The organism is Marinobacter sp. 1_MG-2023 (genome assembly GCF_030549045.1).
GTDB lineage: Bacteria > Pseudomonadota > Gammaproteobacteria > Pseudomonadales > Oleiphilaceae > Marinobacter.
Window position 1 is genome coordinate 638,131 of record NZ_JAUOST010000002.1, and the last position, 16,519, is coordinate 654,649.

General features: G+C 53.8%; 12 protein-coding genes. 5 read left to right on the plus strand and 7 right to left on the minus strand.

Annotation, left to right across the window (positions count from 1 at the left end; genetic code table 11):
- Positions 1-4: 4 nt before the first annotated feature.
- On the minus strand, positions 5-1,231 hold the full coding sequence (locus Q4606_RS08995; RefSeq protein ID WP_303593966.1) for a pyridoxal phosphate-dependent aminotransferase: 1,227 nt from the start codon (positions 1,229-1,231) through the stop codon (positions 5-7).
- Between the two features lie 268 nt (positions 1,232-1,499).
- Here Q4606_RS08995 and Q4606_RS09000 point away from each other — a divergent pair, with 268 nt between their 5' ends.
- Complete coding sequence (locus Q4606_RS09000; protein WP_303607312.1) at positions 1,500-2,483, plus strand: D-2-hydroxyacid dehydrogenase; 984 nt, start codon at positions 1,500-1,502, stop codon at positions 2,481-2,483.
- 77 nt (positions 2,484-2,560) lie between these two features.
- Here Q4606_RS09000 and Q4606_RS09005 read toward each other — a convergent pair whose 3' ends face one another.
- From Q4606_RS09005 to Q4606_RS09020, 4 genes are all read right to left on the minus strand, one after another.
- On the minus strand, positions 2,561-3,226 hold the full coding sequence (locus Q4606_RS09005; RefSeq protein WP_303593968.1) for a response regulator transcription factor: 666 nt from the start codon (positions 3,224-3,226) through the stop codon (positions 2,561-2,563).
- A gap of 40 nt (positions 3,227-3,266) precedes the next feature.
- Positions 3,267-5,216: an acetate--CoA ligase gene (gene acs, locus Q4606_RS09010; protein ID WP_303607313.1), complete on the minus strand. Its 1,950-nt coding sequence runs from the start codon at positions 5,214-5,216 to the stop codon at positions 3,267-3,269.
- Positions 5,217-5,371: 155 nt separating this feature from the next.
- A complete protein-coding gene (locus tag Q4606_RS09015; RefSeq protein ID WP_303607314.1) occupies positions 5,372-6,922 on the minus strand; it encodes a fatty acyl-CoA reductase in 1,551 nt (516 codons plus the stop codon).
- Between the two features lie 168 nt (positions 6,923-7,090).
- Positions 7,091-8,404, minus strand: a complete 1,314-nt coding sequence (locus tag Q4606_RS09020; protein WP_303607315.1) for an AAA family ATPase — start codon at positions 8,402-8,404, stop codon at positions 7,091-7,093.
- A 205-nt stretch (positions 8,405-8,609) separates the two neighbouring features.
- Here Q4606_RS09020 and Q4606_RS09025 point away from each other — a divergent pair, with 205 nt between their 5' ends.
- The 4 genes from Q4606_RS09025 (at position 8,610) to Q4606_RS09040 (ending at position 14,743) form a co-directional block, all read left to right on the plus strand.
- Positions 8,610-10,592, plus strand: a complete 1,983-nt coding sequence (locus Q4606_RS09025) for an HDOD domain-containing protein (RefSeq protein ID WP_303607316.1) — start codon at positions 8,610-8,612, stop codon at positions 10,590-10,592.
- Positions 10,593-10,615: 23 nt separating this feature from the next.
- Positions 10,616-12,793 (plus strand): EAL domain-containing protein, encoded by a 2,178-nt coding sequence (locus Q4606_RS09030; protein ID WP_303593977.1) that lies wholly within the window; start codon positions 10,616-10,618, stop codon positions 12,791-12,793.
- A gap of 248 nt (positions 12,794-13,041) precedes the next feature.
- Positions 13,042-13,695, plus strand: a complete 654-nt coding sequence (locus Q4606_RS09035; RefSeq protein ID WP_303593979.1) for a class I SAM-dependent methyltransferase — start codon at positions 13,042-13,044, stop codon at positions 13,693-13,695.
- Between the two features lie 40 nt (positions 13,696-13,735).
- Positions 13,736-14,743, plus strand: coding sequence for a DUF2156 domain-containing protein (locus Q4606_RS09040; protein WP_303607317.1), 1,008 nt, complete (start codon positions 13,736-13,738; stop codon positions 14,741-14,743).
- Here the strand turns inward: Q4606_RS09040 and murI are convergent.
- Entirely contained in the window at positions 14,738-15,571 is an 834-nt protein-coding gene (gene murI / locus Q4606_RS09045; protein ID WP_303607318.1) for a glutamate racemase, read from the minus strand. The genes Q4606_RS09040 and murI overlap by 6 nt on opposite strands.
- The gene (nudC, locus tag Q4606_RS09050; RefSeq protein ID WP_303607319.1) at positions 15,568-16,395 is read right to left on the minus strand and encodes an NAD(+) diphosphatase; all 828 of its coding nucleotides are present in this window, start codon (positions 16,393-16,395) and stop codon (positions 15,568-15,570) included. The genes murI and nudC overlap by 4 nt, the downstream gene beginning before the upstream one ends.
- Between the last annotated feature and the right edge of the window lie 124 nt (positions 16,396-16,519).

The window sequence follows — 16,519 nt, forward strand, 5'->3', positions numbered from 1 at the left end:
CTCCTCAGAACTGTTGTTTAGCCATCCACGGAATGATGCGATCAAACGCCGCATCGAGCTTCTCACAGGTCGTGGAGAAACTGATACGAACCGCGTTGGTCGAGCCTTCGCCAAAGGCATCACCCGGTACCATACACACCCCGGTTTCCTTGAGCATGCGCAGCGCCAGATCAGAACCATCAACATGGGGCGGCAAAGCGGGAAATGCGAAAAAGGCACCACCAGGCTTATACCCGGTCATGTAAGGGGTCTGCTCTATCAGGTCCACGACTTTGTCCCGGCGCTCCCGATAGATATCCACCATGTCTTTTACACACTGCTGGTCACCTGTCAGTGCTGCCACACCCGCGAACTGCGAAGGCGTATTGGCAACGGAAGTCGTAAACATATGAAAGCGTCGCAAGGATTTGATTGCAGCCTGGCTGGCAATCACCCAACCTACACGCAGTCCCGCCATACTGTAGGTTTTCGAAAAACTGCTGATGCACATGATGTTATCCAGATCCATGGAACAGTTCAGGACACTGGCAAAATCATCGTCATCAAAAATAAGGTGGTCATACACTTCGTCGGCATAAACCTGGATACCCCGGTATGCGCACTCTTCCAGAATGGTTTCCACGGTAGTGCGGGGATATACAGCACCCGTCGGGTTATTCGGGTTGTTGAGGATCAGGGCAAAGGTGCGTGGCCCCATGGCACGAATCACCTCATCAGGATCAAGCTGATGATTATTCTCTGCCTGAGTCGATACGAACTTCACCTCGCCGCCGTTCATACGGATCAAAGGTGCGTACAACAAGAAGGAGGGATCCGTCACGATGAACTGTCGCCCTGGTGCTGCTGTAGCGGCAATTGCCAGGTACATAGCTTCAGTGGCCCCGCTGGTAACCAGAATGTTGTCTCTGGTCAGCTTGCGGTTATAGCGTTTGCTGTAATAGTCCCTCAGCGCTACCAGTAACTCAGGCAGCCCGGCGTCCATGGTATAGCCGGTTTGCCCTGCGTTCAGGGCCTCGATGTAAGCATCAACAATATGCCTGGGTGTCGGCAGATCCGGCTGACCAATGGAAAGATGAATGACATCTTTCATACTGGCCGCCATATTAACCATACGCCGGATTCCCGGCACCGGAACTGCCTGCATAGCAGGGTTCCAACTGGCCTTGGTTTTCCGGTACTTCACTTTCCGCGGTGTATCCTGGCCGGTATCTCTGTTGGCGGCGCCTGCCATAAAAACCTCCTGCAACGGGAACGGGGGCAAATAAAAAACTACCATTGCAGGTTAGCCAGTAAGGCAAGGGCATACAAGACAAAAGCAGACAAACATTGGATAGGTATAAATACGTGCCAATAAAGGGCTGTCCGGATACAGCAGGATCAGGCCAAGGTTGACCCGGTGGCGTCTGCCTACCAGACTGTACTGAGGGCTCGACAGCGGGTATGACAAGCCTCGGAAAACACACATACGACCACCAGCCATCTGACCAATCGGAGGTTCAATGACTCAGCGCAGCAAGCCTGTGGTAACCGTTCTCACCTCGCCCGGTGAGCAAGAGCCACCGGGAATGGATTCACTCAGGGCGCGAGCCGAAGTACGCTTCGCCAGTGACGAGGCAACTCTGAGGAGCACCCTGCCCGGCACAGATATTATGATGGTGACGGATTTTCGCACCGAGGCGCTCGAGGCCGCTTGGGGTTGTGCTGACAAGCTGCAATGGATCCACGCGACCAGTGCCGGGGTGGACGCTCTTATGTTCCCTGCCCTGACTGAAGGCAACGTGGTTGTCACTAACGCCAGGGGCATATTTGATCGGACTATCGCAGAATATGTGCTGTGCACCATTCTGATGTTCGCCAAGGATTTCCCGGGTTCCATCCGATTGCAAATGAAGCACCAATGGAAGCACCGGGATACAGAACGAGCCGAGGGCAAACAGGTTCTCGTCGTTGGTGCAGGATCCATCGGCCGTCAGATCGGGCGCCTTGTTGCAGCTGCTGGCCTGAAACCTCATGGAATTGCCAGAACAGCCCGCAAAGACGACCCCGACTTCGTTGCCGTTCATGGCAATGACGATCTCTATGATCAGCTCGGCCATGCTGATTACGTGGTTATCGCCGCACCGCTTACACCACAAACGGAGGGGCTGTTTGACGAAAAAGCATTTAAATCCATGAAGAGCACAGCCCGCTTGATCAACATTGGGCGCGGGCCGATTGTTAAGACCGACGACCTGATTGCGGCGCTCAAAAGCGGCGAAATAGCCGGCGCGGGGCTGGATGTGTTCGAGGAAGAGCCACTACCCGAGGATCACCCGCTCTGGGATATGGAGAATGTGACCATGACGGCGCACATGGCCGGAGATTTTATCGGCTGGAAGCGGGCCCTTACCGATCAGTTTCTCGAGAACTTTGACCGTTGGCATAAAGGCGAAGACTTGTTCAACCTGGTCAACAAGGAGCTGGGTTACGCAGGAAGTAAATAATCCGACCCGAGCTGCAAATACATAAAAAACGGGAACCAACAGGTTCCCGTTTTTTATTCAGACCAACAAACTGACGCTCAGCTTCCGGACAACGACTGGTCAGAGGGATCGATTTCCATCTGCTGTATCGCGATAACCGCCTGCGTGCGGTTACGAACCCCAAGCTTACGGAATACCGCCGTAATATGTGCCTTGATAGTAGCCTCAGACACATCCAGATCGTAAGCAATCTGCTTATTCAGCAGGCCTTCCGCCAACATACCCAGCACCCGGAACTGCTGCGGGGTCAGGGATGCCAGTTTCTCGGAGAAATCAGTCGTATCCGTATGCATCCGCTCAAGCTTGTCTGCTACACCTTCCGGCAACCAGACATCGCCTTCGAGCACGGCGCGAATTGCCTCCGTAATGGTAGGCAAAGGCGCCGACTTTGGAATAAAGCCGGACGCCCCATAATCAATGGAGCGCCGCATCACCTGAAGTTGCTCCGAACCTGACACAACCACCACCGGTAATCCGGGATACTGCCCACGCATGAACACCAACCCGGAAAAACCATGGGCACCTGGCATATTGAGATCGAGCAGAACCAGATCTGCATCCGGGTGCGAATCTACCGACGCCTGCAGCGCCTTGATGCTTTCTACTTCTACGGTTTCAGCATCAGGCACCGCTTGATTGACCGCCTGTTTCAGGGCAGCCCGAAACAATGGGTGATCATCAGCGACGATAATTGTTTGTGTCATTAAACAGATTCCTCACAGGTTTATGGCCTGCTTTCAGACCTTATTTGAACTCGCGACTTCCGATGAGCTCGTCCACCACACCCGGGTCTGCAAGTGTCGAGGTATCGCCCAGCTGGTCGTGCTCATTTGCAGCAATCTTACGCAATATCCGGCGCATAATCTTGCCTGACCGGGTTTTTGGCAAGCCCGGCGCCCACTGAATCACATCCGGAGACGCGATCGGGCCGATTTCCTTGCGCACCCATTGTACCAGTTCCTTCTTGAGCTCGTCTGAAGGCTCTTCGCCCTGCATCAGGGTTACATAGACATAGATGCCCTGGCCCTTGATGTCGTGAGGGAAGCCAACAACAGCGGCTTCGGCAACCTTGTCGTGAGCCACCAGAGCGCTTTCAACCTCCGCGGTACCCAGGCGGTGCCCGGAAACGTTGAGCACGTCATCAACACGACCGGTAATCCAGTAGTAACCATCTTCATCGCGACGAGCACCGTCGCCGGTGAAGTACATGCCTTTATAGGCACTGAAATAGGTCTGGGCAAAACGTTCGTGGTCGCCATAAATCGTGCGCATCTGGCCCGGCCAGCTGTCCAGGATCACGAGGTTACCATCAGTCTTGCCTTCGAGCAGGTTACCCTCGTTATCGACAAGCGCTGGCTGGACACCGAAGAACGGAACTGTTGCTGAGCCCGGCTTCAGGTCGATCGCACCCGGCAAGGGCGCAATCAGGATGCCGCCGGTTTCTGTCTGCCACCAGGTATCTACGATGGGGCATTCGCTGTTGCCGATAACGCGATGGTACCACTCCCAAGCCTCAGGATTGATCGGCTCACCAACAGAACCAAGCAATTTCAGGCTCTTGCGGGTAGTGCCATCCATACAGGCTTCACCTTCAGCCATCAGAGCCCGGATTGCAGTCGGTGCGGTGTACAGAATGTTGACTTGATGCTTGTCGACAATCTGCCCCATACGAGAGCTGTCCGGGTAGTTCGGCACGCCCTCGAACAATACGGAGATCGCACCATTACATAACGGTCCATACAGAATGTAGCTATGACCGGTCACCCAGCCAAAATCGGCAGTACACCAGTAAACATCACCGTCGTGGTAATCGAACACATACTGGTGAGTCATAGAGGCGTAGACCATGTAACCGCCAGTCGTATGCAAAACACCTTTGGGCGCACCAGTTGAACCCGACGTATAAAGCATGAACAGGGGATCTTCTGCGTTCATCGGCTCTGGAGGACAGTCGGCAGAGGCAGACTTCATCAGGTCTTCATAACGCGCATCGCGACCTTCAACCCAGGGTACGTCTTTATTGCCGGTACGGCTAACAACGATGACTTTCTCAACCTGGGCGTCGTCTTCATTTTTGAGCGCCGCATCCACATTCTTTTTCAGCGGAATCTTGCGGCCGCCGCGCAGACCTTCGTCAGAAGTGATCACAAAACGGGACTTGCCGTTGGCAACGCGGGCACCCAGAGCCTCTGGCGAGAAGCCGCCGAAAACTACAGAGTGGATTGCACCAATCCGCGCACACGCCAACATAGCGACAGCGGTTTCAACAATCATCGGCATGTAGATGGTGACTACATCACCTTTTTTCACGCCCAGACCTTTCAGAACGTTGGCAAACTTGCTGGTTTCTTCGTGCAGTTCGCGATAGGTAACGTGACGGGAGTCGGCAGGGTCATCGCCTTCGAAAATAATGGCAGTCTGGTCACCGCGTGTGGCGAGATGACGATCGAGGCAGTTGGCTGAAGCATTCAGCTGGCCGTCTTCAAACCACTTGATCGAAAGGTTGTTGTAATCAAAAGTCGTGTTCTTGACCTTGGAATAGGGTTTGATCCAGTCAAGGCGCTTACCATGCTCACCCCAGAAAGTATCTGGCTCCTCAACAGATTGACGATACATTTCGTCATACTGTTCCCGGTTCACCAAGGCCCGTGCGGCCACATCCGGGCTTACCGGATAAAGATGCTTATCAGTCATTGTGTTCCCCCTTGATCAGAGTCTGTTGTTTTTGTCGGTACCATTAATTCAAAGCGATAAGGCACATCAGCCCTATGGACACATGCATCTAGTTCACCATGTGTGCCACTAAACAATGAATTAGACGAACGTCCTAACAAGCTCCAACTTTATCCTCATGCCGCCTGCGTTCGGGCCTTTGAGGAGCGCAACCGAGCCTTCCGCCGGGGCTTGAGCGCGAAGCGATTCAGACCTGCGAGATGGATCTTGCGCAGATACACCTCCCAGTCGATCTGGCGTGCATCCACCGGGAACAAAGCTTTGTCTGCCTCCCCCATACGCGACGCCAGGGCCAACAAGTCATCATTGTGGAAAATATAGTCCGGTGCAGTATAGAAGCCAAAAATGGTGGCCAATGAGCGGGTAGTATCAAGATTTCGCAATGTTTTGAGATCACGCTCCTTTGCCAGCACACCCAGCCGACGCATAACACTCTGCGCCACACCAAGCGGAAGACGAGCACCGCTTGCCAGAGCATCGAACATTGTCCGGTTCACGGCAATAAAGGGCTTGATCGGCTGGCGATAGAAAAGCCTATCATAGGCAGCGAAATTGGTTTTGGCCTCCGCCATCAGGTGATCAATAAACTCGCCCAGAGTCACCGGATTGGAGCTGCCACTGCAACACTGATAGATGCGTCGACGGGGAGGCTCACCAAGAGCTTCTGCGACTGCCAGGACAATAGAGTTCGCTACAAGGTCAACGGGAATGACATCAATAGTACCGGAGCGCTTACCGGGGAATACCGTTACCTTTTCTCTCGCGTAGGCAAGAATAATGGCATCAGCAACTTTTACGCCCTCAATCCAGCCTGGCACCGGCTCTTCAAGAGCACTCTCAATAATCGATGGGCGCACGATCGTGAGGGCGCGGCCGTCGAGTGCCTTCATCAACCATTGCTCACCCAGCCACTTGGTAAAGGTATAGGTATCGCTCCAGCCGTAGCGGTTGGCCTCGCGGATACCCAGATCCACCAACTTTCGCTCCAGTATTTTACCTGAGTAGCGAGAGCGCACATCCGCAATACTGTCTTCAAGCAACCGGACCAGCTCGTCGATCTCATAGTAACCAGCAGGGTTAAGCGGTATATCCTCGCCAGCGGGCGGCTTGGCCACCGACTCAGTAACCTGTCCCGAGTTCATGCCATTAACGTAGCAGGTTGATACCTGAACAACCGCAAGCGCCGGGTTCTGACGGGCCAACTCTGCAATATTTTCCAGACATTGCGTGTTGATGGATAAAGCTTTATCCAGCTCTTCACGAAAGTTAACACTGGCAGCGGAGTTAATAACGGCGTCAATACTGCCAGACAGCTCTCGCAAGGCCTCTGGTTCCAGACCAAAATCAGGCTGCGTTACTTCTCCCGTGACACAATGCAGTCGCTCTTTCAGAAAGACGTCGAAGGACTCGCCCTTCTCCTGGCGCAAGCGATCAAAAACAGAGGAGGTTGCAATTTCTTCAAGAAATCGACTTCGAGCGTCAGGATGCCGCACGTTGCCTCTTATCAAAAGATGCACGCCGCCAATGTCCGGTACTGCACGAATCAGCTTTTCCAGCACGACCTTGCCTAGAAAGCCCGTGGTGCCCGTAATCAGGACATGCTTGCCACGAAGCTGTTCGAGCACTTTTGAAGACGAGACTCCCGACTGATTTTGCGACTTTCGCATTCTGAAAACTCCTTTTCCGGATCCCTGCAGCACTTGATCCTTACACAATCCCTTTGACAGTGCCGTGACAGACTCCATGGTTACTATGAGCACGCTACGCGACAAAGACGGCTTAAGAAATGACGAATTAACCGGCATGTCTTGCTTACAGTATTTAACTGGAAAGTCTCAGCCGTCAATATTTCTCTTGCCGGCTAAGGAACGCAGAAAGTTATTCAAGGAAATATCAGAGGGTTGTTCTTTCAAAGCCCTGACAAGCTTGTCCTGATCACCAAAACTGATGCTGTCGTATGAGGGCTCGGGAAGCACAGGGTGCGTCGGCTCCTGCTCGTTTAATCCAGAATCCGGCGATATGCAGACATCCTCGGCAAGGTGCCTCAAATGGTTTGCCATGTGCTCGCGCTGCTCAGGAGAAAGAGGTTGCCAGTCAATCGCCCCAAGCCCCGCCTGAATAATTTCAACAGTATCGCTGTCCGGCGCCTTGCCTAAAAGAGCGAACAATCGCGTGAACACATCGTAGCGGAGCAAAGCGTTCTCCGGTGTCGGTGCGAGCAGGGTTTCCAGCTCACTCACAGCCTGCAGGCAGCGTTCGCGGGGGCTGGCCGGTGCTGAAACAGGCTCAACCGCCTTTTTCTTTTGCTCCGACTGCCGTTTCGAAACGGAATGCCAGTAGGCTGCAATACCGGCTTTTCTTGCAGGCAATTGAGACAAGCGCACATCAAGCATGTCTGCCAGTGTGATGAACTGACGGCACGAAGGGTCGGCGGGCGGCAGCAGTGCGACCGGCCTCTGGTTCAGCACCGACTGGCGCAGGGTCTCATCGCGCCAGATGCCCCCCATGTAATGGAGAGAGCATTGCAGATGTCTCCGGGCTGCCGAATCGAGACGCTGGAACACCGAGCGGGCCTGGCTGGCGCCCTGCGCCATGTTAATCAGCACGCTTGGCATTCGCCGGTAGCCGCGACGCCTCAGTACTTTGATCAGGGAAAACGCATCCGTGAGCGAGGCCGGGTCCGGGGTAACGACAACACACGCCAGCTGAGCCGCTGCAATCATGTGCATAGACGTAGGTTGAAGGCCGGCAGCTGTGTCCGTTATGACGTAATCGTAACGGCTTTCAAGCTTTGATAGAGCTCGCAAAATACGAAAGCTCTCTTCCGGCTCCATATCCATACATTCCTGGACACCAGAAGCGCCTGGCACAATATGCAGCCCGTAATCGGCTTCCAGCAGTATATCCTCAAGCCTGCACTCACCGGCTACCACATTGGCAAGCGTCCGTTCCGGATAGAGCCCCAGCATAATACTGACGTTGGCAAGATCGGTGTCACCGTCCAGCAACAGCACCCGCTTATGATTTCGAGCCAGGGTAAGTGCCAGATTAAGAGCTACCGATGTTTTTCCAACTCCACCCTTACCACCGGTCACGGCAATGGTCCTGGGGTAGTCTGTGTTTGGCTTGGGAGCTTCCTGAGCATTCATGACGGGCGATTTTACATCCTTGAAACAACAACAAAAGGAGCTCTAGTCTGTAAAAATTGTACACATATCGCGTTATAATGAATATGCTGTTCAAAAAAAGCACAGCGATAGTTTTCAATCCGTGCTTTTTTGTCTAAGCTCATTCACTGGAAGTGAAAATGAACAGAATTTCAGAAACTGACCCCGGCGTGCGTCTGGCAACCTTATGAATGCAATATCCGACCTTCAGCTCCCTAGCCTTCCGGAGGTCACGCTACGTGCGCTCGAAATTTGCAACAAGGATGGAAACTACCGCGAGATCAGCGAAGTAATAGCCTCGGATACCGCTCTCGTGGTTCGAATTCTGGCACTGGCTAACTCTGCACTCTATGGCCCAACACCCGGGATCCGGTCAATAGACCAGGCGCTAATGCGCCTTGGAACCAGACGTTTCAAAACACTGATACTCACCGCTGCTCTGCGCCAGATTCTGTTTGAGTTGGGTGGCGGTGCCTGGCAGCAGTTGCGGGATTTCTGGCGGCACGCCCTGACAACTGCACTGACTGCACGAGCCCTGGCAACCCTCACCCGGTACCCGGAAGCCGACGAAGCCTTCATGCTGGGCATGCTTCATAATGTCGGGGAACTGATTGACGTAAAATCACCAGATACGGAAACCGGGCAGCAGTATACGAACCGGCAACCCGATATCGCCGCGGAATTGGTTACCTCCTGGGGGCTGGGACCTCTGGCAGCCGACGCTATGCGCTATCAACAAGCGCTGCCCTCAGAGTTGCTGGATGCCGGGCATCTGGTCAAAGTCATCGCACTCTCCACTCGCCTGGCGCTCTCAGATTCGGCAGGTATTGCGGCCGCGGGCACCATGTTCGGGCTCAGTGAAGAGCTGACCCACGAGATCAACCGGCGCATCAGCCATGATGTGTCTGCGATGGCCGATTCTTTGGGTATACCACTGATCAACAGCTACGACGCAGAGCCGGCATCAAAACAACTCCGACAAACTGTATTGCGGCACGCCATCGCACAACAAGCCCTCGGCTTCGCAGATCTTACCGGCAAGAGTGGCGCAATTCTGGCCGAAACGGTAAACAGCCTGACTTTGATTACCGGGTTGCCTGCATTATATTTCGCGAGCAACGATGACAGCCTTGAACTTCTTTCCGGTACCACCGGGCCGCACCCGAACCTTGTCGTGTCCGCACAGGCAGGCGGTAGCGTACTCACAGAAGCTTTCACCTCGCGAATACTTATCAGCCTCAAGGATAAGGCGCCAACAGTACTTGATCGTCAGCTTTTATCGCTGCTGCGAACACAATCTCTGACAGCCATTCCTATAGTCACAGGCGACAAGTGCCCTGGCGTGTTTGTATTGGGTACTGACGGCAGAACATCCGACTCAACCACGGACCTCATAGATCTGTTTATCCGCCAATTGTCCGCCGTGCTTCAGGAAAAGACTTCAGCTTATGAGGCCGAAAAGGAAAGCGAAGGGATAAACCATGAAATCGCCATCGAAAAGCTGCGAGAACAGGTACATGAGATCAGCAATCCGCTGACCATAATACGACAATACCTGCATCAGCTGCGCAATCGGCTTGATGACCCCAGCGCCCGTGAAGATCTGGACATTGTGCGGGACGAGCTGGATCGTGCAGCTAACCTGTTGCTACAGATGAACAACGGAAACACCGGTGACACAGGCGAGGATACGTCGGATCTCAATGCGGAACTGCGAAGCCTTGCCCGTGTGCTTGATCACAGCCTCTTCGGTGACAGCAAGCTGCACTTTAACGTGCTAATGTGTAGTACTTCGACGCGTGTCATTGCCGGTCCGCCAGCCATCCGCCAGATTCTGATCAACCTGATCAGAAATGCCGTGGAGAGCCTGCGCGATGCCGGTGGGGTCGTTTCGCTGAAAACATCCGCACCGATATGGCAAGGCCGCCGTAACTGGGTGGAAATGGAAATTTCAGATACCGGCCCTGGCATTCCCCAAGAAGTCCGGGATGCCCTGTTTACGCCGGGGAAAACGACGAAAGGAGCAGGCCACAGTGGCCTGGGCTTAAGTATTGTAAAACAGCTTGTTGATGACATGGAGGGCATTATTGCTTGCCATACGGGGCAGGAAGGCACCACCTTCCGGATTTTGCTGCCGGCGGCCAGCCAGGAAACAAGCAAATCTGAGTGACGTAGAAAAACGGATACACAAAGATGGCACCTGAACAGTCCAACAGGCCTTTCTCACGGGTGACGACCGCTCGCATTCTGGTGGTTGATGACGAGCCACGCTTGGTGGACGCGCTGGCTTCGCTGCTCCGAAGTTGCGGTTACGATGTAACCGAGGCCCACGGAGGAAGGCACGCCTGTGAATTGATAGATACCCTGCGCTTTGACCTGGTGCTGCTGGACTTACGCATGCCAGAGGTCGACGGTTTTGCCGTGATGGCCCACCTTGCGAACCAACAACCTGAATGCGGCAGTATCGTGATCAGTGGAGAAAGCTCATTCACCGCTGTCAGCCGCGCGCTGCGGCGCGGTGCTCTGGATTACGTCCGCAAGCCCTTTGATCCTGAAGAGCTGATCGCTACAGTAAAAGGCGTCGTCGGCAAACAATCTCTGCTTAAAGCTCACGAAGACATTCAGGTGCGACTCGAGAAATCTGAAGCCCTGCACCGTTACATTGTAAACAGCTCACCCGATATCGTCTTCATGCTCGATGCAGGCGGCCGCTTTTGTTTTATCAACAGCAAAATTGAAATCCTGCTGGGGTACAAGCCGACTGAGCTGTGTGGCCAGCATTTCCGGAACATTCTGGACGACCGTGACTTTGCCAAAGGTACCAATGCGCTCAATGCTCCGGATATCAGTGCAGATAACCCCCGCACCCTGGAGATCCGCCTTAAAACCCGTGGCAGCCGGCGGGCGACGAGACATTTTGAAATAACCGCCTTCCCCATCGATCCACAAAACTGGACACATGACCACAATACCGGGGGCAGTGGCAGTGGCCAAAGAGCCTGCTATTACGGAACCGCCCGGGACGTCACCGAACGCAAGGAAGCTGAGGCCTTTATTAACTTCCAGGCTTATCACGACCTGCTCACACGCCTGCCAAACCGCGCTCTGTTCAAAGACCGTCTTGAGCTGGCCATCACCCATGCTCGCCGCGGAGGCCAGCAACTGGCCGTGATGTTTCTCGATCTCGACCGCTTTAAAATCATTAATGACACCCTCGGCCACGCCATGGGCGACAGGCTTCTGCAAGCGGTAACCCAGCGGCTTGAAAGCTGCATACGCAAGGGCGACACCTTGTCGCGCTTCGGTGGTGATGAGTTCACTTTGCTGTTGCCATCCGTTCATGGCCACGAGGATGCAAGCCAGATCGCGAAGAAGCTGATCAAAACGCTCAAAGCACCCTTCCTTTTGGGTGAACATGAAGTGTTCGTAGGCGTCAGCATTGGTATTGCTATCTACCCGGAGGCAGGTGACAGCATGGATCAGCTGATCCAGAACGCTGATATCGCTATGTACCATGTCAAAGCCCGGGGCAAAGACAGCTATCGCTTTTTCTCCGAGAGTATGAGCATCGACAGCACCAACCGTCTGCACCTGGAGAGAGACCTGCGCCTGGCGCTTGAGAGAGATGAACTCCGGGTATATTACCAGCCTCAGGTTTGCGCAAGCACCAACCGGATTATGGGGCTCGAGGCGCTGGTACGCTGGCAACACCCTGAGCGCGGTTTACTCTACCCCAGGGATTTTCTTGGCTTGGCAGAAGAAACCAAGCTGATCGGTCAACTGAGCGAGCAGGTTCTGGATCAAGCCTGTCGTGATGTCGGCCAATGGATTCGCTCCGGCCATAAGGATCTGCGTCTGGCCGTTAACCTCTCTCCTATTGAGGTAGAACACCCCCGGTTTGTGGAGACGCTTATGGAAAGGGTGGAAGCTAGCCGTTTCCCACCTGGCAACCTGGAAATCGAAATCACGGAAAACGTGATCATGAATGACCTGGAACAGATCAGCCAAAAACTCCGGGAGCTTGCAAACATAGGCGTGCGTATTGCAATCGATGATTTCGGCACTGGCTATTCATCACTCAACTATATACACAGGCTTCCTATCCACACCCTGAAGGTAGACCAGTCTTTCGTCAAAGCCATCCGTGGCGGTGCGGATGATGCCTGTATTGTTAACGCTATTATTGCCATGGCTCACGGACTTAAACTGGAAATTGTCGCCGAAGGCGTGGAGACGGATAAACAACTTCAGTACCTGAGGACCCTTGGCTGCCATCAGGTTCAGGGCTTCTTTTATGGGCCGGCACAACCCGCAACAGATATTGACAAATTACTGGTCCAGAAAAGCATTCGCACCCCCGTAGCTGGCTGATTCCGACACTCCACCCCACAAAATTCTGTCCTACAATCCGATCTAAAACCTTGACCCTGTCTGCAAAGTATTGCTTTGCGTTAACTTGTGTATCCGGAAATGCGCATTGCTGCACATATTTTCCCCACCTCGTTTCATAAGCTCGGATCAACAAGGCATTGGCCATCGAAACGCCCGCACCTACCGCCGGGAAAAAATGACAATAACGGTGGCAATATCCCAGCTAACAAAAACAGGCAGCAGTCATCATGCGCGACAAATACCGTTATATCGGTCCCGTATACGATTTCCTCAGCAATCTCTACAGCGGCAAGAACATCCACCGATGTAAAACTGCCATGTTGGACGTAGAAACGGTAAAGCCCGGAGACCGCATCCTGTTTGCCGGCGTTGGCCATGGTCGTGATGCCCTGCGCGCAGCTGAGCTGGGCGCCGATGTTACCGTTGTTGACCTGTCGGAAACCATGTTGCGGAAGTTCGGAGAGGCCCAGGAAAGCGAAGCCCCTCAATTGACTATTCGTCGCATTCACAGCGACATAATGAACGTGGATGAGTTTGGCCGGTACGACATGGTCGTTGCCAATTTTTTCCTGAACGTATTTGACGAAAACATGATGGTGCGTGTCCTGGAGCATCTGATTAAGCTAGGCAAGGCAGACGCCCGTGTTGTTGTGGGTGATTTTTGCTACCCAACCGGCAATGTGTTCTCTCGAACATTTAAAAAACTCTACTGGTACATGGCCGTTTTCACCTTCTGGCTATTCGCCAACAATGCCTTTCACAAAATCTACAACTACCCGGAACACATGCGGCGCCTGGGCCTTGAGGTCACAGAGAAAAAGCACTTCAAACTGATGAACATGGACTGCTACTGGTCGATTCTCGGCCGCAAGCAAGCGTAAGAGACAGCCTGACAGATAATAACAATCGGGGAGAATCACCATGTCAGACCAGACCCTTGCACTTGGCCGGACCACAGGACTTGAAAGCACTGCATTTACTTTTAGCGAGAGAGTGGGCTACCTGAAGAGGTTCGGCGCACACTCCCAGTCCTTCTCTACTCTGCAGCCAGGCATGCAGTATTTCGATGTGCCAGGCAAAGGCTACCTCGCCTATATGCGCAAGTGGGGCGCCACCATTGTTCTTTCTGACCCGGTATGTGCACCGGAGAATTTTGGAGAGCTTCTTGAACGCTTCCAGGAGCGCTTTCACAATGCCGCCTACGTTCAGGTTTCCAAGCCTGTTGTGGACTATTTGCATGCGCGTTTCGGATTGTATGGCACACAGTTTGGCAGCGAATCACGAATTGACCTGGGCAAGTGGTCCCTCAGAGGCAAGAAAAAACAGATCCTGCGTACAGCGTTGAACCAGGCCGAAAAAAACGGAATAACTGTTCAGGAACGTTTCAGCGACGATCACACGCGCGAAATCTCGGAAGCCTGGATCCGAACGCGGAAATGCAAAAGCAATGAGATCCGCTTTCTGATTCGTCCAATGGAAATGGATTACAGGGAGAATGAGCGCCATTTCTACGCCTATCAGAATGGCAAGGCTGTCGGCTTTATCTACTTTGACCCGATATATCGCAATAACGAAATCATCAGTTACGTGCCAAACATTTCCCGCGCCAACGCAGACTTCAAGCAGGGCATCTTTTATACCCTGATGGCGCATGCCATGGCAGCATTCAAGGCGGAGGGCATCCCGTATCTCGACCTTGGACTCATTCCGTTATCCCTTGATGCCACGACGGAGCATCAGGAAAGCCGGCTTCTGAAACAAACCTTACATGGCCTCTACAACAGGGGGAGCTTCATTTACAACTTCAAGGGCCTGGAGTTTACCAAGTCAAGATTCCGGGGCGACAATTTCAAAACCTACTGCTGCCATAAACGGAGAATACCGGCACTGGAGTTTCTGGCCATGTTCAAACTGACACAGTTACTATAATGTTTCTGGCCAGTTCCCGGTAACCAGCTTTGGCTGCAGGCCCAGGCCTGCCATGTAGCTGGCAATCCCCGCCGGGGCCTTACCTGTGAAGAGAGCTTCAGCCACGGGCGTTCCCAGCACCCTGCTTGGCTCACGCGCTTCTATAGGCTTACCGGCTTGCGCCAGCAGCCACACAACGCGGCGGGCAATCGCATCTCCTGAATCCACCCAGAATTTTACCTCCGGCAGACTCTGCTTAAGGCTTGTTAGCAAAAGCGGATAATGGGTACATCCCAGAACAACAGTGTCGACACCGGCATCGCGCAATTTCCTGACCGCACCATCAAGATTGCACTGAGGCACAGGCACACCCCGCGCCAGATCCTCTGCCCACTGAACGAGCCCAGGGTGGCCCACTCGCTCTACCTGGCAGTCGGGCGCAAATTCCCTGATCAACTCATCAAGGTAAGGTCGGCGCACTGTTGCAGGAGTGGCCAGAATGCCAATGCGCCGGTTCTTTGTTTGCGTTGCCGCTGGTTTTACTGCCGGTACCACCCCAACCACAGGCACGTCTGTTATGGCTCGCAAGTTCGGCAATGCAACGGTACTGGCCGTATTACAGGCAACGACAATGGCATCGCAAGGGTACTGCTCAAGCGCTTTTGAAATCAGCCTGCAACAGCGTTCAACCACGACAGATTCCGACAATGCTCCGTAAGGGAACGCCGCATTGTCGGCCAGATACACAATCGATGCGATGGGAAGTTGCTCATGCACACGGGCCGCAACGCTCAATCCGCCGACGCCGGAGTCGAAAACCAGAATACGGGGAGGTTCACGTTCACTCAACGCTCCACGCCTCCCCCGGCGATCACTCGTTCCATATCGCGTATCAGCCGCCCGGAAATGGTGGTATCCGGAGGAATCGGCGGTCTGCTCCCGGGTAAAAACCAGCCAGCATCTGCCAACTCATCTTCCTGAAGAATCAGTTCACCACCTGCGTAGTCGGCAAAGAATCCTGCCATCAACTGGTGTGGAAACGGCCAGGGCTGGGATGCCTGATATTGAATATTGGTTACATCCAGGCCGGTTTCCTCTTTAACCTCACGAACAACCGCACCTTCCAGGCTTTCGCCCGGCTCCACAAAACCCGCAATCAGGCTATAGAAATTGCGCTTGACCCGGGAGGATCTCGCCAGAAGATAGCGATCCTCATTGCGAATAACCACGATCACGCAAGGCGCAAGGCGCGGGTACCAGGGAATATTACAGCTACTGCACCACCTTGCCCGCTCTCGCGGATGAAAGCCTGTTCTGCCGCCGCAACGCCCACAATACTGATGATCCTGAAACCACTGCCACACCTGAAAGCCGGTACTGAGCATGGCCGCTGGTACATCACTGATCATCAGCAAGGCATCACGCAAAGGAACAATGTCATGGCCGGCAATCAGGGGCTCCGGCACCTCAGTCACGAAAACCGGCCGGCCGTCAACGTTTCCCAGCGAGATAAAACCAGCATTTCGGGGATTGGCAGGAAGGCTCTCCAGAGGCTGCAACCAGTCACCCTTGGGCTTGAAAACACCAGACCCCGACAGCGCCAGCACAAGATCGCCCTGCTCGGGCCCCTGCGTGGTCCAGCCCGGGCTCCACTGAATCGTTGATGTCGCCATCTGCAATTGCACCTTCGTGATAAACAAGCAAAACAGGAATGTATCACACAGCCATAGCCACCAAGAATGCAGCAGTGGCTTTCCGGCCCGTTCGCAACCAAGTAAACTTGGCGCCTGTTTTTCA

Coding starts and splice junctions, on each gene's coding strand:
- Q4606_RS08995 (WP_303593966.1), bottom strand. CDS start 1,231: ATGGCAGGCGCCGCCAACAGAGATACCGGCCAGGATACACCGCGGAAA.
- Q4606_RS09000 (WP_303607312.1), top strand. CDS start 1,500: ATGACTCAGCGCAGCAAGCCTGTGGTAACCGTTCTCACCTCGCCCGGT.
- Q4606_RS09005 (WP_303593968.1), bottom strand. CDS start 3,226: ATGACACAAACAATTATCGTCGCTGATGATCACCCATTGTTTCGGGCT.
- acs (WP_303607313.1), bottom strand. CDS start 5,216: ATGACTGATAAGCATCTTTATCCGGTAAGCCCGGATGTGGCCGCACGG.
- Q4606_RS09015 (WP_303607314.1), bottom strand. CDS start 6,922: ATGCGAAAGTCGCAAAATCAGTCGGGAGTCTCGTCTTCAAAAGTGCTC.
- Q4606_RS09020 (WP_303607315.1), bottom strand. CDS start 8,404: ATGAATGCTCAGGAAGCTCCCAAGCCAAACACAGACTACCCCAGGACC.
- Q4606_RS09025 (WP_303607316.1), top strand. CDS start 8,610: ATGAATGCAATATCCGACCTTCAGCTCCCTAGCCTTCCGGAGGTCACG.
- Q4606_RS09030 (WP_303593977.1), top strand. CDS start 10,616: ATGGCACCTGAACAGTCCAACAGGCCTTTCTCACGGGTGACGACCGCT.
- Q4606_RS09035 (WP_303593979.1), top strand. CDS start 13,042: ATGCGCGACAAATACCGTTATATCGGTCCCGTATACGATTTCCTCAGC.
- Q4606_RS09040 (WP_303607317.1), top strand. CDS start 13,736: ATGTCAGACCAGACCCTTGCACTTGGCCGGACCACAGGACTTGAAAGC.
- nudC (WP_303607319.1), bottom strand. CDS start 16,395: ATGGCGACATCAACGATTCAGTGGAGCCCGGGCTGGACCACGCAGGGG.